General features: G+C 59.1%; 21 protein-coding genes. 7 read left to right on the top strand and 14 right to left on the bottom strand.

Going from position 1 to position 22220, the window contains the following annotated elements:
- The first annotated feature begins 48 nt into the window (after positions 1-48).
- The 3 genes from ASU33_RS09370 (at position 49) to ASU33_RS09380 (ending at position 3593) form a co-directional block, all read left to right on the top strand.
- Positions 49-888: a helix-turn-helix domain-containing protein gene (locus ASU33_RS09370; protein ID WP_059070500.1), complete on the top strand. Its 840-nt coding sequence runs from the start codon at positions 49-51 to the stop codon at positions 886-888.
- Between the two features lie 287 nt (positions 889-1175).
- Positions 1176-1895 carry a pirin family protein gene (locus ASU33_RS09375; RefSeq protein WP_059070502.1) on the top strand — a complete coding sequence of 240 codons (720 nt, stop codon included), beginning with the start codon at positions 1176-1178 and terminating at the stop codon, positions 1893-1895.
- Between the two features lie 252 nt (positions 1896-2147).
- On the top strand, positions 2148-3593 hold the full coding sequence (locus ASU33_RS09380) for an erythromycin esterase family protein (RefSeq protein ID WP_078063000.1): 1446 nt from the start codon (positions 2148-2150) through the stop codon (positions 3591-3593).
- A 507-nt stretch (positions 3594-4100) separates the two neighbouring features.
- Here the strand turns inward: ASU33_RS09380 and ASU33_RS09385 are convergent.
- The 6 genes from ASU33_RS09385 to ASU33_RS09410 form a co-directional block, all read right to left on the bottom strand.
- Positions 4101-4499 (bottom strand): DUF4288 domain-containing protein, encoded by a 399-nt coding sequence (locus tag ASU33_RS09385; protein ID WP_059070504.1) that lies wholly within the window; start codon positions 4497-4499, stop codon positions 4101-4103.
- Between the two features lie 103 nt (positions 4500-4602).
- The gene (locus ASU33_RS09390) at positions 4603-6453 is read right to left on the bottom strand and encodes a M2 family metallopeptidase (RefSeq protein ID WP_059070506.1); all 1851 of its coding nucleotides are present in this window, start codon (positions 6451-6453) and stop codon (positions 4603-4605) included.
- Positions 6454-6553: 100 nt separating this feature from the next.
- A complete protein-coding gene (locus ASU33_RS09395) occupies positions 6554-7492 on the bottom strand; it encodes a zinc-dependent peptidase (RefSeq protein WP_059070509.1) in 939 nt (312 codons plus the stop codon).
- Positions 7493-7539: 47 nt separating this feature from the next.
- Positions 7540-7899, bottom strand: coding sequence for a low molecular weight protein tyrosine phosphatase family protein (locus ASU33_RS09400; RefSeq protein ID WP_149867129.1), 360 nt, complete (start codon positions 7897-7899; stop codon positions 7540-7542).
- Between the two features lie 133 nt (positions 7900-8032).
- Positions 8033-9445, bottom strand: a complete 1413-nt coding sequence (locus tag ASU33_RS09405; RefSeq protein ID WP_059070511.1) for a DEAD/DEAH box helicase — start codon at positions 9443-9445, stop codon at positions 8033-8035.
- A gap of 85 nt (positions 9446-9530) precedes the next feature.
- Positions 9531-10505: a YihY/virulence factor BrkB family protein gene (locus ASU33_RS09410; RefSeq protein WP_059070513.1), complete on the bottom strand. Its 975-nt coding sequence runs from the start codon at positions 10503-10505 to the stop codon at positions 9531-9533.
- A gap of 121 nt (positions 10506-10626) precedes the next feature.
- On the opposite strand from ASU33_RS09410, the gene ASU33_RS09415 reads away from it, so the two are divergent.
- Entirely contained in the window at positions 10627-11136 is a 510-nt protein-coding gene (locus tag ASU33_RS09415; protein ID WP_078063001.1) for a DUF2062 domain-containing protein, read from the top strand.
- Positions 11137-11238: 102 nt separating this feature from the next.
- Here the strand turns inward: ASU33_RS09415 and ASU33_RS09420 are convergent, their stop codons facing one another.
- The 5 genes from ASU33_RS09420 to ASU33_RS09440 form a co-directional block, all read right to left on the bottom strand.
- Positions 11239-12234, bottom strand: coding sequence for an enhanced serine sensitivity protein SseB C-terminal domain-containing protein (locus ASU33_RS09420; protein WP_059070518.1), 996 nt, complete (start codon positions 12232-12234; stop codon positions 11239-11241).
- A gap of 128 nt (positions 12235-12362) precedes the next feature.
- Complete coding sequence (locus ASU33_RS09425; RefSeq protein ID WP_059070520.1) at positions 12363-12794, bottom strand: c-type cytochrome; 432 nt, start codon at positions 12792-12794, stop codon at positions 12363-12365.
- A 95-nt stretch (positions 12795-12889) separates the two neighbouring features.
- A complete protein-coding gene (locus ASU33_RS09430; protein ID WP_149867130.1) occupies positions 12890-13564 on the bottom strand; it encodes an SCO family protein in 675 nt (224 codons plus the stop codon).
- The gene (locus ASU33_RS09435) at positions 13564-13998 is read right to left on the bottom strand and encodes a hypothetical protein (RefSeq protein ID WP_059070524.1); all 435 of its coding nucleotides are present in this window, start codon (positions 13996-13998) and stop codon (positions 13564-13566) included. The genes ASU33_RS09430 and ASU33_RS09435 overlap by 1 nt, the downstream gene beginning before the upstream one ends.
- An 84-nt stretch (positions 13999-14082) precedes the next feature.
- Positions 14083-14613, bottom strand: coding sequence for a DUF4112 domain-containing protein (locus tag ASU33_RS09440; protein ID WP_078063002.1), 531 nt, complete (start codon positions 14611-14613; stop codon positions 14083-14085).
- Positions 14614-14776: 163 nt separating this feature from the next.
- Here ASU33_RS09440 and ASU33_RS09445 point away from each other — a divergent pair, with 163 nt between their 5' ends.
- The gene (locus ASU33_RS09445) at positions 14777-15775 is read left to right on the top strand and encodes an aldo/keto reductase (RefSeq protein WP_059070782.1); all 999 of its coding nucleotides are present in this window, start codon (positions 14777-14779) and stop codon (positions 15773-15775) included.
- 92 nt (positions 15776-15867) lie between these two features.
- On the opposite strand, the gene ASU33_RS09450 is transcribed toward ASU33_RS09445, so the two are convergent.
- Positions 15868-17322, bottom strand: coding sequence for a diadenylate cyclase (locus ASU33_RS09450; RefSeq protein WP_059070526.1), 1455 nt, complete (start codon positions 17320-17322; stop codon positions 15868-15870).
- A gap of 250 nt (positions 17323-17572) precedes the next feature.
- Here ASU33_RS09450 and ASU33_RS09455 point away from each other — a divergent pair, with 250 nt between their 5' ends.
- Positions 17573-17824 carry a bacteriorhodopsin gene (locus ASU33_RS09455; protein WP_173664828.1) on the top strand — a complete coding sequence of 84 codons (252 nt, stop codon included), beginning with the start codon at positions 17573-17575 and terminating at the stop codon, positions 17822-17824.
- A gap of 37 nt (positions 17825-17861) precedes the next feature.
- Here ASU33_RS09455 and ASU33_RS09460 read toward each other — a convergent pair whose 3' ends face one another.
- Complete coding sequence (locus tag ASU33_RS09460; protein WP_078063044.1) at positions 17862-19097, bottom strand: TIGR03862 family flavoprotein; 1236 nt, start codon at positions 19095-19097, stop codon at positions 17862-17864.
- A 78-nt stretch (positions 19098-19175) separates the two neighbouring features.
- Between ASU33_RS09460 and ASU33_RS09465 the strand changes: the two genes are divergently transcribed.
- Positions 19176-20396: a cation:proton antiporter domain-containing protein gene (locus ASU33_RS09465; protein ID WP_059070530.1), complete on the top strand. Its 1221-nt coding sequence runs from the start codon at positions 19176-19178 to the stop codon at positions 20394-20396.
- On the opposite strand, the gene ASU33_RS09470 is transcribed toward ASU33_RS09465, so the two are convergent.
- Positions 20380-22158 (bottom strand): chloride channel protein, encoded by a 1779-nt coding sequence (locus ASU33_RS09470; protein WP_078063004.1) that lies wholly within the window; start codon positions 22156-22158, stop codon positions 20380-20382. The two genes, ASU33_RS09465 and ASU33_RS09470, sit on opposite strands and share 17 nt — an antisense overlap.
- Positions 22159-22220 lie beyond the last annotated feature (62 nt).

Here is a 22220-nt window from a genome sequence, read left to right on the forward strand (position 1 = left end):
GCCGGTAAGCCACTGAGGGCGAATTCCGTTAGCCGGCCACCCCGCCCCATGATCAATACGAACCTCAAATTCTGGCGCCGCGAATTGGGCCTCACCCAAGCGCAGCTTGCTGATAAACTGAGCATCAAACGCTCCCTCATCGGAGCTTACGAAGAAGGCCGCGCCGAGCCCAAGCTCACCACTTTGGTGAAGATGGCTCGTCTGTTTGGTATTTCGCTTGATGCGCTGGTAACCACCGATTTCTCGAAGAAACGCCAAGCTGCTGCCGTAATGCGCCAGCTGCAAAACGTGCCTGCCCTAGGTGCTACCGGTACCGATGGCGCCGATGTAACGAGTGTGGCCGAAAAAGCCAAAGGCGACAACCTGCGCGTGCTGGCCTTTACCGTTGACCAGAACCAGAACGAAAATATTGAGCTGGTTCCGCTGAAGGCCTCGGCCGGTTACCTGAATGGCTACGCCGATCAGGAGTTTATCGAGGAGTTGCCTAAGTTCCGCTTGCCCATGCTGGGCCAGAACGGCACGTTCCGCGCGTTCGAAATTTCGGGCGACTCGATGTTGCCCATTGCCTCAGGTACCGTGATTGTGGGCCGCTACGTGGCCGACTGGAACGAGGTGAAAGACGGTACGCCTTGCATCGTAGTGAGCAAGAAAGAGGGCATCGTATTCAAGCGCGTTTACAACCGCCTGAAAGAAGCCGCTTCGCTCACGCTTCATTCTGACAACCCCGTGTACTCGCCCTACGAGATTGACGTGGAGGACGTGCTCGAAATCTGGGAAGCCAAAAGCTACATCAGCAGCACCTTCCCGATTGCCGACCTTTCGCTTAACCGTTTGGCCAGCATCGTGCTCGACTTGCAGAAGCAGGTAACCACCATGAAGAAAGCGTAAGTGAGGCCTTAGCCGACACCGTACAGCGCCACAACCTTAGCGGGTTGTGGCGCTTTTGTTTTGGGCCTAGGTCGGTTATGCACGCTGTAAGCCAAGGGTTGGCAAGCACATGCAAACACCACTGGTCGAGGTACAAATACCTAGTGACACAGGCCGCAAAGCAGAAAATTGGTGAAATACCACGCGCCGCCTGCTAAGCGGGCTCTAACTTAACGCCGCCGAGCCGCGTATGCGGGGCAGCTTATATTGTATCCTTACCGCACAGGAACCCAAGCCCGACCACGACCATGCTCACTTACATTCCGGCTACCGAACGCTACCACGCCCAGCCCGTTGCCTGGCTCAGCAGCTTCCACTTGTTCAGCTTTGCCGAGTACTACGACGCCAAGAACATGCACTTTGGGCCGCTGCGCGTGTTCAACGACGATACGGTAGCCCCGAACGCGGGCTTTCCGCAGCACCCACACCACGAAATGGAGATTGTGAGCATCGTGCTCGACGGCGAAATCATGCACGAGGATACGATGGGCAACAAAACCACCATTAAAGCCGGCGAGGTGCAGCGCATGACGGCCGGCACTGGCTTGGCGCACTCCGAGTACAACCGTACCGATAAGCCGTTGCACTTCTACCAGCTGTGGTTTATCCCAAACATGAAGGGCCTGTCGCCGAGCTACGAGCAAAAGGATATTGACTTCTTGGACAGCAAAAACGAGCTGATTCCATTGGTTTCGGGCCAAAAAGTGCTGGAAGACGTGGTGTATATCAACTCGAACAGCACTATTTACTGGAGCAACCTGCGCGCCGAGAAGGAAATTGAGTTCAAGACTTTCCCTATCCGCAACACGTTTATTTACCTGAAGGAGGGCAGCATCTTCGTGAACGGCACCGAAATGGGCCCCGGCGACCAGGTGCGCTCTACCGACGAGCACGTCATTCATATCCGGGCCGAGCGCGACGCGCAGTTCATCCTCATCGACCTGCCCGCGGCCGAAGCCAACTACTAGGCGGGTACACCACCTAGGGACTGATAAGAGTGTACAAAAGCCGGCCCTAGGTCGGCTTTTGTATTGTAGGTAACCGGTGCCTCGGTACACCTACTTTGCCAGAACTACTTAGCCCTAAGCTGAGGTTAACGCTTGATTTATTACGGGTTTATCGGGCCTTAATTACGTGTGGCGCAGCGCAACAGTAGGTAGAGCGGCCGAGTACCAACTAGCAGGTGCCCACCCTAGGGCATTTGCTTACGCTCCGAGCTGATGCTGACAATAAACTACGTGGCTAAATGGTTGACGGTGTTGCTTTTTGGGGTACACGCACTGGCTTGTAATACCCGCGAATCAACTGTATTGGAGCACCGCGCCAGCCAAGCTTTGGGCTCGGGCTTGCCAGTTCGCCTAACCAGCCAAACACCGCAAAAGCCAGTGCGGGTGCAGATACCGCACTACCCGCTCCGCCACGAAAAAGACCTCGACCGGCTGCTGCAAGAAATTGACGATGCGCGCGTGGTGCTGTTGGGGGAGGCTTCGCACGGCACCCACGAGTATTACACCTGGCGCGCGGCCTTGAGCAAGCGCCTGATTCAGGAGAAAGGCTTCGACTTTATTGCCGTGGAAGGGGAGTGGGCCGATTCCTACCGCGTCAACAACTTCGTGAAAGGACCTAGGCGCGACAGCATGGCGGCGGTGCAGGTGCTGCGGCACTTCAACCGGTGGCCCACCTGGATGTGGGGCAACTACGAAGTGGCCTCGCTGGTAACCTGGCTTAACCAGCAAAACCAACAACGCCCCGCCCCCAACCGCACCGGCTTTTACGGCCTCGATGTGTATTGCTTGTGGGAAGCACTGGCCGACATGCAACCGCACTTGCAACGCACTAATCCCGAGCTGTTGCTGGCAGCCCGTACAGCCCATAAATGCTTTCAGCCCTTCAGCCGCGATGCGCAGGAGTACGCTATGGCCGTAGCCCGCGCCGACAAAACTTGCTACTCCGAAATCAACCGCCTCTGGAGAGGCATGGAGCGGCTAACCGGCGGGGCCGTGCCGAAAGATGAAAACCTGTTTGTGGCCCAGCAACACGCCTTGGTTGCTTACAACGGCGAGCGGTACTACCAAGCCATGACGCGCAGCAGCTCTGAGTCGTGGAACATTCGAGACCGACACATGATGGAAACCCTGCGCCGCTTGCTCGAGCTACACGGCCCCAGTAGCAAAGCCATTGTGTGGGAGCACAACACGCACGTAGGCGATGCACGCTACACAGACATGGCCAGCAGCGCCGAGGTAAACGTGGGCCAACTGGCCCGCCAACAGCTCGGCCGCGAAAACGTGTTCATCGTGGGGTTTGGCTCGTACCAGGGCTCCGTAATTGCCGCCGATGCCTGGGGCTCACCCATAAAGCACTTGCTGGTACCCGAAGCCAAAGAGGGCAGCTGGGAACAGCTACTGCACGCCGCCGGCCCTACGGATAAGCTGCTGCTTTCGAAAGACCTGCGCGATATCAGCTTTTTCAAAAAGCGCCTAGGTCACCGAGCCATCGGGGTGGTGTACAACCCTCGCTTGGAGCGGTTCGGCAACTACGTGCCGTCGGTAATTCCGCAGCGCTACGATGCCTTTATCTACCTGGACAAAACCACTGCACTGCACCCAATCGAAACGCCTGTAAAAGGCAACGAACCGCCTGATTTGTATCCCTCAGGCACTTAGGCTCAGATGATGCGTAAGGTGTAGAGCCAAAACGAAGCCCACGCAACTCCTAACGAATTCAGAATTAATAAGCCCAGGCTGTGACGGTACCTACTTCTGAAGACAAGAAATGAGCTTACCAATAATAAATTAATTGGTACAGAGATAGGTAACGCGAGTAGTCCATACCCCATAGGACCACCTCCTGATTGTAACACAACGAAGGTGAGCTTAACAAACCATAGGGCATTTTCAAGCAAAATAATCGCCGCTACAAGTGGGTTTGCATATTTCATAAGAAATTCTTCAAGGCACTGCAGAGCGGCTCACCTTAAACTGCGGAAATACACTTATTCGAAAGCAAAATAGCGCCGCCCGATCTAAGGGGATGGGGCGACGCTACTCACATTAAGTTCAAATGTTCCAGATCTACATTGCGTATTTCTGCTTTTATTATGCTGCTTGAGGCAGGTAGTCAGTATTCGTAAGTAGTTGCGTTACATGCAGACTGCTGCCTATTTCTACTACCTAGCAACGTTTCCTACTGCCTTCTTTCGCAAGCCAATATTCTTTAGCTTTTACTAAACTTTTTGCCTTTCTAGCGCTAATGGAGCCGTAGTCCGTCCAAAGTATTTCGGTGCCATCCTCAATGTCCTCGTAAACCGGTAAAAGGTCGCCATTACCAATGAAGAAGTTGGTTAACTCAACCCCTTCTTCGTTTCTGAATGTATAGTTGTATTTCTCACCAAGGCTTGCAGCTTTATCGTATGCTTCGGCCAAAGTGCCGGCTTTAATCAGGATGTAATTTCCCCAGACAGTACAAGAGCTTTTTTCTTTAAAGTCGTCCGCTCTGCTCGGTTCCGTCCGTTCGATTATTTCGGCGATGAACCAGTTTCCATTATTGGTAATTTTTTCTACTAGTTCCATAGCTGTACTCTGGCAACCTAATGGCTGATGTGGTAAAGTGATTTATCTATTGGCTGCCCATCCGCTGTCGAGAAGCAGATTGGGCAGCCAATAGGTCGGGAAATTACATCGTGTATTTCCGGCCTTTGTTCTGCTGCTTCAGGTAGGTCATCAGCGGCTCGAAATAGGCTACCATGGCGCGGGCGGATAGGTCTTCGCCGGTTTTCTCGCGCAGGAGCTGGCGCCAATCGGCGGAGGCGCCGGGGTACATGATGTCGTGCAGGAACTTGCCTACCTCCTTGTTACCGTAGTAGTTGGTGGCGTGCGGGTCCTGCTTCAGGATGTTGCGCGAAATGTGGTCGTGCAGTTGAAACAGGATGACGTAGGAAAGGGCGTAGTCGTAGTACTGCGCCGGGTCGTCGTTGATGTGGGTTTTGGTAGCGGGGTCGAGGAAGTTCTCGCCGCGCGTGCTGGGCGGCACAATGCCTTGGTATTGCTTGGCCAGTTCCCACCAGCGGGCGTTCAATTGGTCTTGCGACAGGTTATCGGCATAGAAGCTGTTTTCCCACTCGCTCATCACGCCCGAAGCAAACGGAATGAATACTACGTAGTTGAGGGCCTCCTTTAGCAGCGTCTGCGTTTCGTTGGTCTGCGTTTTGGCATCAACCAGACCTAGACCAGCCAGGAAGGGCTTCTGCGTAGCAGCCAGGCCCATCAGGGAGCCCATGGCCTCGTGGTAGCCGCGGTTGGCACCGCCGCGCAGCAACACCGGCACATCGGGGTTGGTGTAGGTGAGGTAGTAATAAATGTGACCTAGTTCGTGGTGCGTGGTTTCGTACCACTCGGTGTTGGGCTCCACGCTCATCAGGCTGCGCACGTCCTGGTTTAGGTCCATGTGCCAGGCCGAGGCGTGGTTGTTCTTCTTGTAGTTGGCACCGGCGGGCAGTGGATACAGGCTGCTCTTCTCGTAGAAGCTCTTGGGCAAGGCCGGAAAACCCAGGCTTTGGTAAAAGCGCTCTGCCTGTTGCACCTGCCACTCGGCGCCTTTCTTCTGCAGGGTCGCGTCGAGGTTCAGGCCTTTCACATCAACCATGGCGCTCCAATCCTGGCCCCAGCGGTTGGGCAGCCAGTGCGCGGGCAGGTAATCGGGCACCTGTTTCTGGCCGTATTTTTTGGCCAGCTCGTAGCGGGCGTAGGTGTGCAGCTCGCGGTAGAGGGGGCGCAGCTCCTGGTTTACTTTGCGCACCAGCTCCATCATCTCCTCCCGCGTCATGCCGTAATCGGATGCCTGGTAGGTGAAGTAGTCGGGGTAACCTAGGGCTTTTACTACTTGGTTGCGCAGGGTGCGCAGGTTCAGCAGGCCTTCCTTCAGGGTGGGGCCAACGGCTTTCGATGCCTCCCAAGCCGCAAGCCGGCGCTGCGGGTTTTTCTCGTCGCGCAGCACACGGTCGAGGTCGTTGGTAGTTACCGATTTGCCGTTGTACTTGTAGTCGTAGCCGTAGAGTTTTTCGGTTTGCTGCGTTTCAGCCTTGATGCGGCGCTTTACAACCTCGGATACGGTTTGCGGCGAGCCAGCTGCGTTGTACAAGGCGGTTTGCAGTTGCTTTACCTGAATGGGCGTCAGCTCCGATTTGTGCTCGAGCAGCTCACGCAGGCGGTTGATGTTTTCGACCGAGCCGGTGAAGGCAGCCAGCGCTTCGTTGGCGCGGGCCGTGGCCGCGGCGTTGGTGGTGTCGCCGGCTACAATGCGCGTGTTGGAACGCCACTCGGCCTCGGCCGATTGGGTGTATAGCTGCTGGTACTTAGCCGAGTAGGCTTGCAAGAACTGATCGGCTTGTTCGCGCCAGTTAACCGGGGCGGGAGCAGGCGTGGCAGGGGCTGCTTCGGTAGCCGAAGTAGTAGCCGGGGCCGACGCTTTTTGCGCGCAGCCCGCCAGCAGCGTGGCCGCAAACAGCGGAAGAAGGTGCTTTTTCATAGGTACAAGTGCGTGGGAGTGCCAGCCAGTGTACTACTGACTGCGGAGTGCGCCCAAAATAATCATCCGGCAGCGAACGTGCCCTGACGATGTGGTCGCGCTACTGCGCTTCGGCAACCTCCTCCAGCTGGCAGCACTGCTTAAACTTCTTGCCCGAGCCGCAGGGGCAAGGGTCGTTACGACCTAGGCGCTTGGGCTGCTTGCGCAGTAGGCGGCGCGGGTCGAAGCGCGAAAAGCGCAGGCCCGGGTCTTGGCGAAAGGTGCGGGTAAGTAGCTGGTATAGTTCGGGGTGGTGACTTTCCAGCTGCTCAGGCTTCTCGAAAAAGTACTCCAGCACTACGGCAAAGAACTCGGCCGGCGAAGTGCCGGCGTAGTCGCCGATGCTCGATTTGCCAGCATGGATCTGCTCCATTTCGGCTTGCATCAGCTGTTTCCACTGCGGCACCAGCTCGCGCGGCAGCATCAGCAAGGGCACCCCGTCGATTTGCCCATCAGCCTCGTCGAGCAGGTGCGCAAACTCATGAATGCCCACGTTTTGCTTGTCCTTGGCGTCGCGGAAACCCTGCTCCAGCGCGGCTTTCGACAGGCGCATGTAATGGTCGGTTTGGAAGTTTTGCACCGAACCCAGGAGCGTGCCTTCAAGCGGAGCTACTTCCTTGTCCTTATCGGACGGCAGCTGCCAGGCATCCGGAAACACCAGCACCTCGCCTAGGTTGTCGTACTCCCAACCGCCCCGAAAACCGAAAATTGGAATGATGGCTGAGGCAGCAACCAACAACCGGGTAGCATCATCGATGCGGGTTTTGATGCCCGTAATGCGCGTTTGCGCCAGAAACAGCTGCACCTGCTTTTCGAAGCGCACCTTTTCGGTATCCGTCAGGGCGATGTAAAAGGCTACTCGCTCAGCTAGGATGTCGCGCCAAGCTTCAGGGAAAGGCTGCGCCAACGCGCGGGCCCGCTCGCGCGTGCCGCTTGTGAGGTAGCGGTAAATCAGGAAGAAAATGCCGGCCAATACGGCTAGGCCAATCAAGTAATTCATCGGGCGCACAAACGGCAGCGCCGCACTTTGGTTGCGCCCAGGTATACCTAGCTATTGGGGGTAGTTGCGGGTAAGTCTAAATCCGGAAAATGCGCCTGTATGCGCTCCTGCAGCAACGCCACCAGCTTGGCATCTTGATACTGATACTTATCGGGTATGCGGAGGCAAACCACGGGCTTGCCCACCAGCGCATCGGCAAACTTCTGGCGCAAACGGTCGGCGTGGCGTTTTTCCATCACCACTACCACATCGGCCCACCCTAGGTGCCCGGCCGTAACGCGCACACGGGCACCTGCCTCGGTACCCGCCGAGCGAGCCTCTACTTGCGGAGAATTCTGAAACAGATGCTCGGCCGTGAGGCTGCGCCAACGGTTTTGGCTGCAGATGAAGAGCAGGTGTTTGAGCAAAGCAGTGCTAATGGTGAAGATTGGAAAGAGCCTTAAGCTGAAGGCAAAAGAGAAGCGCTGCGAGTGGTTGGGGTTCTTAATTCCACAGCAACCATCCGCAGCGCTTCTGTTCAGGTACAGTAGAGCCCTACTACTAGCGCACCTCCGTAACACGCACTTTTTGCCCCTTGATGCGGGCGCCGCTCATGCTTTGCTGCACGGCTTTGCCGGCCTCGCGCGGCACAGTGATGTAGCTATAATGGTCGAACACCTCGATGCGGCCTACATCTTCGCGCTGCAGCCCGGCTACGTTTACCAAGGCGCCAACCAAGTCGTGGGCTGATACCTTTTCCTTGCGGCCAGCCGATACGTGCAGCGTAACGGTAGTAGGGCGAATGGTCTTCTCGGCGGGCGGCAGCGAGGGCGCATGCAGCGGCTGCCAGCTCACGGCTTTCGGCATCTGCCAGCGCAGCACCTGTTGCTGCTCGGCCGGGGTGGCCAACACGTGGGCGGTACCCGTTGCACCTGCACGGGCGGTACGGCCGGCCCGGTGCTGGAAAGTGTCGGCTTTGTCGGGTACTTCAAACTGAACAACCGTGTCGAGGTCTTGCACATCGATGCCGCGGGCCGCTACATCGGTGGCTACCAAGGCCAGGGCCGAGCCGTTGCGCAACTTTAGCAGGGCTTTGTCGCGCTCGGGCTGCGGCATTTTGCCGTGTAGCGCTTCGGCGGCCACGCCGCGGCTGCTCAGAAAGCGCGCCAGCTCTTCGCAGCGCTGGCGCGTGTTGCAGAAAATGAGCGCACGGCCGGTTTCGGGCTTTTGCAGCAAATGAAACAGCGCGGCCGGTTTTTTCTCGGCTGGCCCAAATTGCCCCAGCAAGGTAAGCGACTCGGGCAGCGACTCGCCTTCGGAGCCAGCCTGCACGTGGCGCGGGCGGGTGAGGTTGCGGCGTACCAGCTCCAGCACTTTATCGGGCATGGTAGCCGAGAACAACAGCGTTTGGCGCCGGCGCGGCAGGCGCTGCACGATGTTGGCCAACGCCTCCTGAAATTTCAAATCGAGCAGCTTGTCGGTTTCGTCGATAACGAGCAGCTGCAGCTTGTTGGGAATGAAAGTGCGGCGGTCGAGGTGGTCGAACAGGCGGCCGGGCGTGGCTACCAGTACGTGCGGCGCCTGGCGCAGGCTTTTGGTTTCTTCCTGAAAGCCGTGGCCGCCGTAGAACGCCGCCACGCGTAAGCCCGGCAGGTATTTGCCCAGGCGCTTGAGCTCGTCGCGGCCTTGCAGGGCCAGCTCGCGCGCGGGCACCAGCACGATGACTTGCACCGCATCGAGTTGCAAATCGAGCTTTTGTAGCAAGGGTAGGCCGTAGGCAGCCGTTTTGCCCGAGCCGGTAGGCGCCTGGCCGGCAATGTCTTGCCCTTCGAGCACCAGCGGTATCACTAGCTGCTGAATGGCAGTGGGTTGGGTGTAGCCAAGCTCTTGCAAGGCTTGCCGCAACGGCTCGGCCAAACCTAGGGTAGCAAAGTCGGGAGCGGCGGGGGCAGGCGTATTCGGAGCGTCGGACATCGGCTAAAATTCAAAAGCGGGCCACGAAGGTACAAAACGTTACTGCGGCGGGCAGGTTGAGCTGCACTTAGTGCCTTGCGCAGGTTTACTCGGTAGCAGGGCTTGGCAGTGGAGCAGGCGCTGGTTCGGGGTCAGGCACATTCACCAAGCGGTAACTCACGCCCGAGGGCTTGGGTCGCAGTGGGTGGCCGGTATACTGGGCGTACACCTTGGTAAAGCTGGCGCCGAAGTAAAAAATCATGGCCGAGTAAAACACGAACAGCAGCAACAGCACCACCGACGAGGCCGGCCCGTAGATGGGCCCTAGGTTGCGCGGGCGAAGCAACAAGTGCAGCACCTGCTCGCCGATTTCGAACAGCACGCCCGTGAGCAAAGCGCCTCGCCATAGGGCAGGCCAGGGTACATGTGCATGGCTGAGGTTGCGAAACACCAAGCCAAACCACGCCGCAAGTATCAGCAACGAAACGAGGCTGTTTAGGCCTTGCACCAGTATCAGCAGCAGGTTTTGCCCGAGGCCGGCTACCATTTCGCCAAACAAGTGCAGGCCCGAATCGGCCATTACGGCCACTACCGACAGCAGGGCAGTTGCGGCCAAGGCGCCGCCCGAACGGCTTCGCTCGCGCAAAACTCGCCCGAACCGGCCTTTTTGCGGGCGCGGTCGCACCTGCCACAAATCGTTGAGCGAGTTCTGGATGACCACAAACAACGTGGTTGCCACGAACATCAGAAACACGAAACCCAGAGCCGTGACAATCAGGTTGCGCTCGATGTTGACTACGTTCGTCACGATTTGCGCGAGCAACTCGGCGCCGGTGGTGCCCACCAAGTCGGCAATTTTGGCCAGCAACAGCGTGCGTATCTGCGAGGCCGGATACAAAGCTCCGAGTACGCTAATAAATAATATCAGAATGGGCGGCAGCGCAAACGTGGTGAAAAAAGCCGTTGCTGCCGCTAGCCGCAGCGGATCGTGGGCCGACAACTCGCGGCCCGCGCGGCGCAGCAGAACGAGTACATCGGGCCAACGTTGGTGAAGCCGACCGGTAGGGCGTATTTTTGTCATAAATAGGAAGCCGCGCTGCAACCCTGGCCGGCCACGGCGCGAAAGTTGTTAGAACGCGGCGGCAGGGTTGGCTGTTACCTACCAGCTCATCCTAGGTATTCGCGCTGCTTTACTGCTCGGCATGTCATCAGTTGTTACGCCCACTCGTTCCGGTTTCTTTCGTCGTCGTGTAATTGAGCCGTTGCTGAGCCAATTGCGCCAAGGACTTTCGCCCACGCAGCTAGCCCTTACCATTGCCCTAGGTACCGCCTTTGGCTTGGTGCCTCTGCTGGGGATTACCAGCGTGCTTGGCACTGCTGTGGCCGTGTGGCTGCGTCTTAATGTTGGCGCTATGCTGCTGATTAGCCACTTGCTGAGCCCAGTGCAACTGCTGTTGTTGCTGCCTCTGTTGCGGCAGGGCGCCAGCTTGCTCGGCGGGCCCAGCGGTTCGCAAATAACCTTGGCCCGGGTACAATACCTACTTAGTCACGACTGGGCAGCTGCCCTGCAACTGTTCTGGCGCGCCGAGCTGGGGGCCCTGATTCTGTGGCTGCTTGGCTCGATACCGGTGACGCTGGCGCTTTACGCAGGCTTGCTGCCGATTCTGCGGCGCGTAGCACGCCGCCAGGCAGCTGCACAGGTGGCAGAGTAAGCCTAGTTCTGTACTTCAACAAAAAGCCCCGCAGCCGTTTTGGCGCGGGGCTTTTTGTTGAAGTAAGCTCGGTAGCAAGCTCAGAGGCCTGAGCCCCTAGGGCTACACTAGGGTGCGTTGGTACACCGGCTCTTGCTGGTTAAAGTACTGCGTGAGCGGTTCGTTGGGGTCGGGGCTCAGGCGGGCAACATCCATGGTATCCTGGCCGGGCAGGTGGGCTTGCAAAATCGGGCCTAGCTCCTGCAAAAACTCCATGTCTTCGCCATCAACCTTGAAGGCCAGCAGCATTCGGGTTGGAGCTTCTTCGCCTTCGATCAGTACGTCGGAAAGGTAAACCGCTTCGATGTGGGGGTGCTGGGCGCAGAAATCTTCCAGGGCAGCTTTCAGCTCGGCGGGGTGTTCGGCCATGGGCACCAGCTGGGCCTGCGGGCCTTGCTGCTCTTCGGCGGGCGGCGAGAAGATGCGGCCGCTCAACAGGTCTTCGATTTCGGGCAGAACCAGCAGCTTGCCGTAGGGCGAAAAGGGGTTGAGCACACACTCGGCACCGTGTGTCATGTGCAAGAAACCTTCGCCGCGTACGCGCAGGAACGCTACCTGCTCGGGTTGGGCACCGCCTTCGTAAATGCGCTCTTCTGAGGAGAACATGGGAATGCGGCCGTCGTGCAGCACCTGCAGCTGTACTTCGGTACCTTCTTCAACCGTCATTTCGCCGGGTTGGCCACCCTCCGGAATAGCCGTGAGCACCAATACTTCGGCGTTCAGCAGCTCGTGGTAAAAGGCTAGGCGGTACTGCGGATCCTGCGAGGCCATCAGCAACGCACTCTCCAGGTTGTTTTTGGGGTCGAACGGCGGCATGGGCGGCAGTTCGGGCATCGGCGGAATCTCCGGCATCGACGACATGGCCGGAGCGGCCGGCTGCATTTCGGCTGCCGATTTGGCTGCGAAAGCGGGGCGCTGGTAGCGCGGCCCGCCCGCCGTTTTGGAAGCCTCCGGTTCGGGAGTGGAGGTAGCAGGAGAGGTAGTAGCAGGTTGCGACGGGGCCGGCGTTTCGGCGGCTTCGTCGGCAGGCTTTTTCTTTAGAAAGTCAAACAGACCCATATTTCGGTATGCGGATGAAGATGCAAACTAATGAGGATTGGCCGAAGAACCAGCTGCCGAGCCACTAATCGGCCGAAAAGCTTGTAGCCCTTGTCCTAGGTAGCTAAAGCGAATTGTGGTGGCAGGAGCTACTGCCCATCGGAACCCTGGCAGCGGTCGAGCAGCTCGCTTACTTCGCGAATGGTGTATTTCTCGCCCTTGTTGCCCCACGCCGACTGCACGTAGTTCAGCAGGTTGGTAATCTGCGAATCGGTGAGGTCTTCGTGGCCGGGCATCACTTGGTTGTAGTGCACGCCGTTTACGATGATGGGTCCCTGCTGCCCACGCCGTATGAGGCAGGGCAAATCGTCGCGGTATTTGGTCAGGTAATCGGCGCCGGCCACGGGCGGAATCAGGCGGCGCAAGCCCTGGCCCTGGTCGCCGTGGCAGCTGGCGCAGTGGTTGGCGTACAGCTTCTGCCCCTCGTTCTGGCGGTCGGTAAAGCAGCTAGGCAAAGCCAAGGCGGCAGCGGCCAGCAACACCGCCGAGCGCAGCAAAGCAGAAGTGGGGCGAAGTGCCATCGGGTTCGGGTAAGTGAGAAGAAGGCCAATACTTCGCAGCCAACCCTAGGCAACGATTTACCTAGGGCTGGCTGCAAAACCACTAAATGAGGCGGTTACTTAGCGGCCGTGGCTTTGGTGGGAGCTACCTCATCGAGCAGCACCGGCAAGTCCTTCAGCAGGCGGTCGACTTCTTGCGGGTTGATGCCGTCGTAGAGGCCGCGCACGTGGCCTTGTGGGTCGACGAGGGCGAAGGCGCCGTTGTGCACCGCACCGCCGGGCGCGGTTTTATCGCGCTGCACGGCCGCCATGTACTTACGCGCCAGATTGTAGATGGTATCGCGCGGGGCGGTTACAAAGTGCCACTGCTGCGCGTTTTGCACACCTAGGCGCTGGGCGTAGTCGCGCAGCACCGGCAGGGTGTCGTGCTCCGGGTCGATGGTGTGCGACACGAAGCTCACGCGCGGATCGTTCTTGTACTTCTCGTACACGCGCAGCATCTCGCTCGACATTTTGGGGCAGATGCTGGGGCAAGTAGTGAAGAAGAAATCGGCCACGTACACCTTGCCGGCCAGCGTGGCCGGCGTAACGGTTACGCTGTCCTGGTTGAGGAGCGTGAAGCTCGGAATGCGCGGGTAAACCGTGTCGCCGGGGGCTGCTACCTCTGGTTCGCCTAGGTAGGGCAGGCGGGCGGCAGTTTGCTTGTTGGTGGCCGATTGGCAGGCGGGCAGTAGCAGGGCGGCCGTAGCCAAGCCCAGCAGCGAGCGGAAAAACGAGAAACGAGACATCATTAGCGGGAAGAAGTAGCCGGCTTAGCGGCCGAGCCCAACAGGGCTTGGGCCGAGTCGATACTCTGTTGCATTAAAACACCCACGGAGTCGATCTGGTGCTGCTGACGCTGAAAATATACCATTACGCGTTCGTGCCGCACGGTGTCGGCAGGTTTGCGGTACTGGTGCATCCAACTCATCATGGCATTGTCGGCGGCCAAGAGGGAGCGGCGTTGCCGGCCGGCAGCCACGGTATCGGGTACCTTGGTTAGCTGCTGCCGCAGCTGGTACAGCTCGTCCATGCGGGCCATTAGGGCATCGTGGCGGGCCATGAGCTGCTGCTCGGCGTACGCCTGTTTTTCTTCGTCGCTCTGGAGCTGCAAGCAGCTCGAAGCTGCAATGGCCAGCAGCGGCAATGCCCGCAGCCAGCCCGGGATGCTACGTCGGGTGTTCACGGGTGCAAAGGTAGTCTGCAGTCGTGTATGGAATGCGCTGCAAACAAAGCGGGGCTGAGCAGTGCTCAGCCCCGCCAATGGGTGTTACAACGTCCAGTGTTGCTCGCCGTATTGCCACAGCCACAGCAGCACTTTCCAGAGGCCCCAAGCCACCAGCCCGAACATCAGCAGCAAGCCTACAGCCACGGCTACGATGATGCCCGTGCCGCGGCCTTGGTGCCGGCCCTCGGCGTAGTGGCGGCGCAAGAGGCGCACGTTGCGTTCGTTGCTCTTGTAGGCGAAGTCGAACAGGTTGCCGATGATGGGAATGCTGCCGATAATGGTATCGAGCAACACGTTCAGCACCATCAGTACGATAACCTTGCGCGAGGCGCCGTGGCGTACCATCGTCATGATGAGCGTGGCCGAAACGGCAAACGTGCCTAGGTCGCCTACCACGGGGATAAGGCCCAGCAGCGGATCGAGGCCGAAGCGGAAATTGGTGCCGGGCAGCCGAAACTGGCTGTCCATGAGGTGCGCCACGTGGTCGACCCAGCGCAGGCGGGCGTCGGTGTCGGCGGGCGAGCCGGCCCGCACGTTGGAGTAGCGGTGTGGTATGGAAGCAGAAGAAGCCATAGGGTTTGCAGTGAGCCAAGTAGCTCATCTGTTTACTTGTACGCAAACCCTAGGTGCTCGGATAAACTTATACCAAGGCAGGCCGTAGCGGAGTAGCTGCGTACATCCTCCGTTGCGGTCGGCGCGTTACCATCTGTTCAACCAACACCTAAACTTGCTGCTGATGAGTACACTACCAACCCGCGAGCTGGGCCGCCAAGGCCTGCGCGTTTCGGCCCTGGGCTTGGGCTGCATGGGCATGTCGGATTTTTACGCCGGCCGCGACGACGAGGAGAGCATCCGCACCTTGCACCGGGCCGTGGAGCTGGGCGTTACGTTTTTCGATACGGCCGACATGTACGGCCCATTCAAGAACGAAGAGCTGTTGGGCCGCGCCTTGCGCGAGCACCGGCAGCAGCTCATCATCGCTACCAAATTTGGCATTCAGCGCGACCCCAACGACCCGAGCAAGCGGGGTGTAAACGGCCGGCCCGAGTACGTTCGTCAGGCCTGCGAAGGCTCGCTCAAGCGCCTGGACGTCGAGCACATCGATTTGTACTACCAGCACCGCGTCGACCCGAACACGCCCATCGAGGAAACCGTGGGGGCCATGGCCGAGCTGGTGCAGCAAGGCAAGGTGCGCTACCTAGGGCTGAGCGAGGCCTCGGCCGATACCATTCGGCGGGCGCATGCCGTGCACCCCATTACGGCGTTGCAGTCGGAGTACTCGCTCTGGAGCCGCGACCCCGAAGACGGCGTGCTGCAAACCTGCCGCGAGCTGGGCATTGGCTTTGTGCCGTACTCGCCGTTGGGCCGCGGATTCCTGACGGGCCAGATTCAGAAGTTTGAGGACCTGGCCGAAGACGATTACCGCCGCTTCACGCCCCGCTTTCAGGGCGAGAATTTCCAGAAGAACCTCGACTTGGTGGCGCGCATCCGGCAACTAGCCGAGCAGAAAGGCTGCACGCCCGGGCAGCTGGCCCTGGCGTGGGTGCTGGCCCAAGGCAACGACATTGTGCCCATACCCGGCACCAAGCGCGTGAAGTACCTCGAGGAAAATGTAGGAGCGCTTAATGTGCAGCTCACCCCCGACGACCTACGCCAGATAGAGGAAATAGCGCCCAAGGATGTGGCCGCCGGCCAGCGCTACCCCGCCGAGATGATGCAGGCCGTAAACCGCTAACGCTTTCTGCCCCTAGGCTCGCCGCCCGGCATGGGTAGTGGGCCTAGGTGCATTGTGGTTTTGGCGGCCGAGGGGCAGCAAAAGTTGCGGGGCTATTTTTTCGACGAGAGCAGATCAATCCAGCCGTCTTCGCTTACCACCACGGCCAGCGTGGGGTACCGGGAGCTTTCAACGTAGCGCACGGCCGAGTTGTAGCGCGAGCCGCGCGAGGAGTCACCTTTTTCGGTGGCCAGGCCATCCAGAATAGCCCCGATGGCAAAGCAAGTGCCTAGGGGGTCGATGAGCACGGCGCCGTCGATGTTGGTGACCAGGCACAGCACCGAAGGCGTGATAAACCTAGGCGCCACCCGAAAGCTTTGCCGAGTGAGGCGTTTGGCCTCGGCGGCTGCGTTTTCCGAAATCACCAGGATGGTACCCGTGCGCTGGGTAGTGGCTTTCATGGTAAGCTCCCACAAATTCTCGACGGCGCTGCCATCGAGGGTGGGCCACAGGCGCTGAATGGTGGCGGCAAAAAACTGCTCGTTGATGCGGGCCTGCGGGAGCCTCGGCGTGCCCGATATCACGCGCATCATCAGCTGCTTATCGTGGCTGAGCTCCCAGTTGTGGTGGGTGGTAAAGCGCACCATAAACAACGGCTCGTACTGCTCGTCGGGGGATTCGGCCAAATGACCTAGGCCAAATACCTGCGTACCATCGGATATAAGCGAGGTGCGGCCTTCGCTCATTTCAAGCAGCTTGCGCACGGAGCGGTGGTCGCGCAGGGGCACCGGTGCCTCAAGCATCAACACAGGCACTACGGCCGCATGATTGCGGCGGGCAATGAGCATGGTGCCTTTGCCCTCGATGCCCTCGTGGCGCAAGCCGGCAATGCCGTTGCAGGCATCGTAGAGGCCGTGGTTGCCACTCGAGGGGGCGTGCATAAAGCGGCGGCCGGCCGCGCGCAGCAGCTCGTTGTAGTCGCGGTCGAGGATGGGGCGGTCTTCTTCCTGGTCGAGGTCGGTGCCGCGCAGGGCCTTGCTGCAGTCGAGCAGAAACTCGCGCACCACCGCGTGCAGCAGCGACACCGGGCGGGCGTCGGGGGCTTTGGGGTTGGCCGGCAGGGCGTAGTAGCTGGCAAAGGGCTCGGCCGATAGCTGCAGCACGGCCATAATCAGGTAGCCGTTGAGGAGCACGGGCATCGAGCAAAATACCCGGCGGCCGAGGCTGGTGGCTTTGCTATCGAGCTCCAGCTCTAGGGCCCGGCGCAGCAGCAAATACCAGCGTTGTTTTTCGAGGCGGTCCTGCTCTTCGTGGTAGAGGTGGTACACAGGTTCGTAGGTGCCTTCGCGCTCGAGCGAGTTTGCGCGTTCCTTTACGCGGGCAAAATCGGCGGTCGAGTAATCGTGCGAGGCCGCTTCGAGGCGCACCGCATCCGGCGACTCGGCACCGCGCGATACGGCCAAGCCAACCAAAAATACCTCGGGGCGCAGCGTACGATCGAGCAGGTTAAAAATGCCCTCGGCGAACAGCTGCGCCGAGACCCGGAACAAACTTTGGTATTCCCACATCAGGAGTAAACAAGCAGGTAGCGGCGGTGCAGCCGCCAACATGAGGCAACGTACGTGCAAACCGCCAGCGGGTATACGCAAGCATAGGGCGCAGGCCATGGAAACACGCTCCCGCACGGCGCAACAATTTGGCATTGCGGGGGTTGAAGCACTATGCCGGGAACGTGTATGTATTGCGTGCCCAGCAGAATTGGCTTAACTTGGGTAACAGGCACGAGCCTTCATTTTTTGGCCTTGCGTTGGTATGCTGGTGGATCTACTCTTAGGTGGCATTTGTGCGTTGATGTGGCTGCCGCTGGTTACGGGCTATTGCGCCCAAAGCTATGGTCGCTCGTTTTGGTTGTGGTTTGCCCTGGGCTGCTGTTTCCCTATTGTGTCCTTCTTTGTGCTCTTCGGCTTGATTTACCGTGACGAGCGCAACCCAGGCAACCAGTTGCTGGAAGAAGCGCGCCGCATATTGGCCGAAGCTGAAACCCACGAGGTGGAGCCCTTCGGCGAATAACCACACCCACTGCGCACTGTCGGGCTGCAAATGCGGCCTAGGGAGCCGTGTGTTGTAGCCACTGCGCAATACCCTTGGCTGCCCACGCGCCGGTGCTGAAGCAGCCCTGCAGCAAGTAGCCGCCGGTGGGTGCTTCCCAATCAAGCATTTCGCCGGCCACAAATACGCCGGGCCGGCGCAGCAGCATCAGGTGCTCGTCTACTTCCTCAAACGGTACACCCCCAGCCGTGCTGATGGCTTCCTCCAAAGGCCGCAGCGCCACAACAGGCAGCGGCAGGGCTTGTATGAGCGAAGCCAACTGGGCCGTTTCAGCCAGAGTAACCGTAGGCGCTACTTCGCGCAGCAGGGTGGGTAGGGGCGCGCCCAGCTTTAGGGTTTGGCGCAGTACATCAGGCAAGGAGCGGCCGCGGCGGGCTTGCTGCAACCGCTTTAGCACCTCGGCAGGCCCTAGGTCGGGTTTGAGGATGAGCAGCAGTGGGGCTGGTGATTGAATATCCAGGGCCTGCCGGATGGCCGGTGTGAGGGCGTATACCGGTGTGCCTTCGAGGCCATACTCCGTCAGCATTACTTCGCCGCGGGCCTCCTGATTGCCGCAACTCAGCGCCACGTTCTTTAGCGGTGCCCGCCCAACTTTCTCCCGGAAAAACGCCGACCAAGCCACCTCCACGCCGCAGTTACTGGGCCTGAAGGGTACGCTCTGCAAACCTAAAGACTGTTCCAACACAGGCAGCCACTGGCCATCGGAGCCGGTTTTGGACCAGCTGGCACCCCCAAGGGCCAGCAATGTTGCCCGCGGCGCTACCGAAAACTCGGTGCCGGTGCGCTCGTCGCGGAGCAGCAGCCCATCGGGGCCGAAGCCCAGCCAGCGGTGGCGGATGTACAGCTGCACCCCTAGGTGTTCGAGGCGCTGCAGCCAAGCCCGCAGCAGGTGGGCGGGTTTGTGCTCGTCGGTAGGAAACACGCGGCCGCTGCTACCCACGTAGGTGGCAATGCCTAGGTCGGAGGCCCAGCGGCGGAGCGCGTCGGGCCCGAAATGCCCTAGGTACTGCTCGAAAGCCTGCTGCCGGTGGCCGTATCGGGGGCCAAAAGCCGCCACCGCTTCGCCGTTGGTGAGGTTGAACCCGCCGTGGCCTGCCACCAGAAACTTGCGCCCGGCTGTGGCCTGTGCCTCAAACACGGCCACGCCCTGCACCCCGGCTTCGGCCAGGCGTTGGGCGGCCAGCAACCCGGCTGGGCCACCGCCAATGATAGCTACTGAAGGATGCTGTTGCATGGGCATGTAAGGTGCAAACTTAACCATGCTACGGCAGCCAAACCCGCCAAATCCGGGTCGGCTGCGTATGTTGAGCGCATGGGGCCGTATTCCATTCTGATATATCTGAGCATTGCCATCATCCTGTCGTACCTCTTCGACATCATTGCGCGAGCCACCAAAATCCCGTCGGTGCTGATGCTATTGCTCACGGGCATAGCTATTAAGCAGGCCGTCGACTACAGCGGTGCTGCCGTGGTGTTGCCGCAGGTTACGCTCCAACTGCTTGGTATTGTGGGGCTGATCATGATTGTGCTCGAAGAGTCGTTCAACCTGAAAGTAAACCCCGAAAAGGGGCCGCTGATCAGGCGGGCATTTATTGCTGCGGCCGTAATGCTGCTGGTGCAGGCCCTGGCCATTGGCTGGTTGCTGCAACTATACCTAGGCATGCCTTTTCAAACGTGCCTGCTCAATGCCGTGCCGCTGGCCGTTATCAGCAGTGCGGTGGCCATACCCAGCGTAGCGGGGCTAGGAGGCGAAAAGCAGGAGTTCATCGTGTACGAAAGCACGTTCTCCGACATCCTGGGCATCATGTTCTTCAACTTCGTAGCCCAAGACAACTTTGCGCAGGGCATTTCGGTGCTCACGTTCGGCCGCGACCTGATTTCCATCGTGCTGGTGTCGGTGCTGAGTACGGTGATACTGGCCTTTTTGCTTGATCGGATTCGCCTGCACGTCAAGTTCTTCCTCATTCTGGCTTTTCTGATTCTGATTTACTCGCTAGCCAAAAAGCTGCACTTGTCGTCGTTGCTGGTGGTGCTGGTTTTCGGCCTCACGGTAAGCAATGCCGAGCTGTTTTTGCGTGGCCCCGTGCGCCGTTGGCTACGCCTCGAGCGCCTGCAGGAAGAGTTGCACCAGCTGCAAAGCATCACGGCCGAATCGGCTTTTCTGATTCGCACGTTCTTTTTTCTGCTGTTCGGCTTTTCCATCACGCTCAGCAACGTGCTCGATATTCGGCTGCTGCTACAAGGGGCGCTGATTGTGGCCGTACTCACAGTGATTCGCTACTTCTACCTGCGCTACGTGTCGCGCTCGAGCCTAGTGCCAGAGGTTTTCATCGCTCCCAAAGGCCTCATTACCATTCTGCTGTTCTACAGTATTCCGCAGAAGCACCTCATCGGCGAAGTCAGCGAAAACATTCTGTTTGTCGTAATTCTGCTCACGGGCGTGCTCATGCTCATTGGGCTGCAGCTACCCAGCAAAGAACCTGCGCAAATAGGAGAGTACAGATGCAGCTTCCGGGCTACTCGCTTTCTTTAATGAGCTGCTTGCGGTAGCCAGCGAGAATTGCCGATTTCAGCAAGAAACCCACGTAGCGGCCGTTTTTCAGTACGGGCAAGGCCCATACGTTGAGCTGCTCCATGCACCGCAAAATGTCGAGTAATGTGTCGTCGACGTTGACAGTGGCGGGCGGCTCGGTCATCAGGTCGCTTACGCGGGTAGTATTGTAGTGCTGCTCGTCGAACAGGGCATCGCGCACTTGATCGAGCGAGATGATGCCCACCAAGGCGCCGTCGTTATCGACCACCGGGAAGAGGTTGCGGGTGGCATGCCGGAAGATATCGACCAGCTCACCTAGGGTGGCATCGGGCTGCACGGGCTCGAAGTCGGTTTCGACGAGGCGCGGCAAATCGAGCTGCGCGAGCAGGCCCCGGTCGCGGTCTTGGTGCACGTACACGCCGCGCTGCACCAGCTTGCGCGTGTATACCGAGTAAGGCTCGAAATAACGCGTGATGATGTAGGAGCAGCTGGTTACAAACATCAGTGGCACGAAAAGCGCGTACCCACCCGTGATTTCGGCAATCAAGAAGATAGCTGTGAGCGGCGCGTGCACCACGCCGGCCAGCGTGCCGGCCATGCCTAGCACCACAAAGTGTACTTCGGGCACCACAAACAAGCCGCTGAGGTTAATCAGCCGGGCAATAACAAAGCCCAGCAGTGCTCCCGAAAACAACGACGAGCCAAACATGCCGCCGTTGCCGCCGGCACCAATGGTAACGCAGGTGGCAAACACTTTCAGGAGCATGGAGCAGCCGGCTACCAGCAGCAAAATCCACACATTTTCGTCGCGGTACACTGAGAAGATGCTGGCATCGAGCAGGTGGCTCGGCTCGCCGCTCAGCAACGACTGCACAATGTTGTAGCCCTCGCCGTAGAGCGTCGGAAAAATGAACACCAGCACGCCAAGGGCAGTACCACCCAACGCCACTTTGCGGTAGGTGCCGCGCCACCGCTCAAACAGCTTTTCGGCCGCAAAGTAGATGCGGATCATGTACACCGAAAGCAGGGCGGCACCTAGGCCCAGCAGCAAGTAAAAGGGTACCGTATCAACCGACCAGCTGGTAGTAATCAGCACGAAGGGCTGGCCCGAAAACAGCAGCTTTGAGACCAGCGTGGCCGTGGCCGAAGAAATGAGCAGGGGAATGAAAAAAGGCGCCGATAACTCGCTCAGTACTACTTCAACGGCAAACAGCACCCCCGCAATGGGCGAGTTGAAGATGGCCGCCACGCCGGCCGCCGCACCGCACCCTACCAACAGGCGCCGCTCGCGGCGGCTCACGCGCAGCACGCGCGCCAGGTTGGAGCCAATGGCCGAGCCCGTAACCGAAATAGGAGCCTCCAAACCCGCCGAGCCGCCAAACGTTACCGTCAGAAAGGAGCTAACCCACTGCGAATACATGCGCGAGCGGGGCACCACGCTGCCTTGCCGCGCCACCGAGTAGATGATGGGGCCAATGCCGCGCCCAAGTTGCCCTTGCAACACGTAACGCGTGAACAGCACCGTAAGGCCGATGCCAATAATGGGGTACAAAAACAAGGCAAACACCCGTTTTTGCTCAGGTATCCATCCGTAAAGCAGCTCTTGGCCCCAGTGCACACTGTTTTTGAGCAGCACAGCAGCCAAACCCGCCAACGCGCCCACCAAAATGCTCACCACAATTAGGTACAGCCGGTCGCTGACGTGGCGCAGGCGCCAGAGCAGCAAAGGGCTAAGCAAACGGTGAACTACGTTTCTGGGCATGCAGGAGGCGGTACTTGGCAGCGGGGTGGGTGCGCCGCAAACATCCGGCCGTTTTGGCTATT

The organism is Solirubrum puertoriconensis, from assembly GCF_001483135.1.
Taxonomy (GTDB): domain Bacteria; phylum Bacteroidota; class Bacteroidia; order Cytophagales; family Hymenobacteraceae; genus Solirubrum; species Solirubrum puertoriconensis.

Bases quoted from the DNA above. Each gene is read 5' to 3' on its own strand.
- ASU33_RS09450 (WP_059070526.1), bottom strand. From the start codon at position 17,322: ATGTGGGAATACCAAAGTTTGTTCCGGGTCTCGGCGCAGCTGTTCGCC.
- ASU33_RS09380 (WP_078063000.1), top strand. From the start codon at position 2,148: ATGCTGACAATAAACTACGTGGCTAAATGGTTGACGGTGTTGCTTTTT.
- ASU33_RS09410 (WP_059070513.1), bottom strand. From the start codon at position 10,505: ATGACAAAAATACGCCCTACCGGTCGGCTTCACCAACGTTGGCCCGAT.
- ASU33_RS09390 (WP_059070506.1), bottom strand. From the start codon at position 6,453: ATGAAAAAGCACCTTCTTCCGCTGTTTGCGGCCACGCTGCTGGCGGGC.
- ASU33_RS09470 (WP_078063004.1), bottom strand. From the start codon at position 22,158: ATGCCCAGAAACGTAGTTCACCGTTTGCTTAGCCCTTTGCTGCTCTGG.
- ASU33_RS09425 (WP_059070520.1), bottom strand. From the start codon at position 12,794: ATGGCACTTCGCCCCACTTCTGCTTTGCTGCGCTCGGCGGTGTTGCTG.
- ASU33_RS09395 (WP_059070509.1), bottom strand. From the start codon at position 7,492: ATGAATTACTTGATTGGCCTAGCCGTATTGGCCGGCATTTTCTTCCTG.
- ASU33_RS09430 (WP_149867130.1), bottom strand. From the start codon at position 13,564: ATGATGTCTCGTTTCTCGTTTTTCCGCTCGCTGCTGGGCTTGGCTACG.
- ASU33_RS09415 (WP_078063001.1), top strand. From the start codon at position 10,627: ATGTCATCAGTTGTTACGCCCACTCGTTCCGGTTTCTTTCGTCGTCGT.
- ASU33_RS09460 (WP_078063044.1), bottom strand. From the start codon at position 19,097: ATGCAACAGCATCCTTCAGTAGCTATCATTGGCGGTGGCCCAGCCGGG.
- ASU33_RS09370 (WP_059070500.1), top strand. From the start codon at position 49: ATGATCAATACGAACCTCAAATTCTGGCGCCGCGAATTGGGCCTCACC.
- ASU33_RS09375 (WP_059070502.1), top strand. From the start codon at position 1,176: ATGCTCACTTACATTCCGGCTACCGAACGCTACCACGCCCAGCCCGTT.
- ASU33_RS09420 (WP_059070518.1), bottom strand. From the start codon at position 12,234: ATGGGTCTGTTTGACTTTCTAAAGAAAAAGCCTGCCGACGAAGCCGCC.
- ASU33_RS09440 (WP_078063002.1), bottom strand. From the start codon at position 14,613: ATGGCTTCTTCTGCTTCCATACCACACCGCTACTCCAACGTGCGGGCC.
- ASU33_RS09385 (WP_059070504.1), bottom strand. From the start codon at position 4,499: ATGGAACTAGTAGAAAAAATTACCAATAATGGAAACTGGTTCATCGCC.
- ASU33_RS09405 (WP_059070511.1), bottom strand. From the start codon at position 9,445: ATGTCCGACGCTCCGAATACGCCTGCCCCCGCCGCTCCCGACTTTGCT.
- ASU33_RS09465 (WP_059070530.1), top strand. From the start codon at position 19,176: ATGGGGCCGTATTCCATTCTGATATATCTGAGCATTGCCATCATCCTG.
- ASU33_RS09445 (WP_059070782.1), top strand. From the start codon at position 14,777: ATGAGTACACTACCAACCCGCGAGCTGGGCCGCCAAGGCCTGCGCGTT.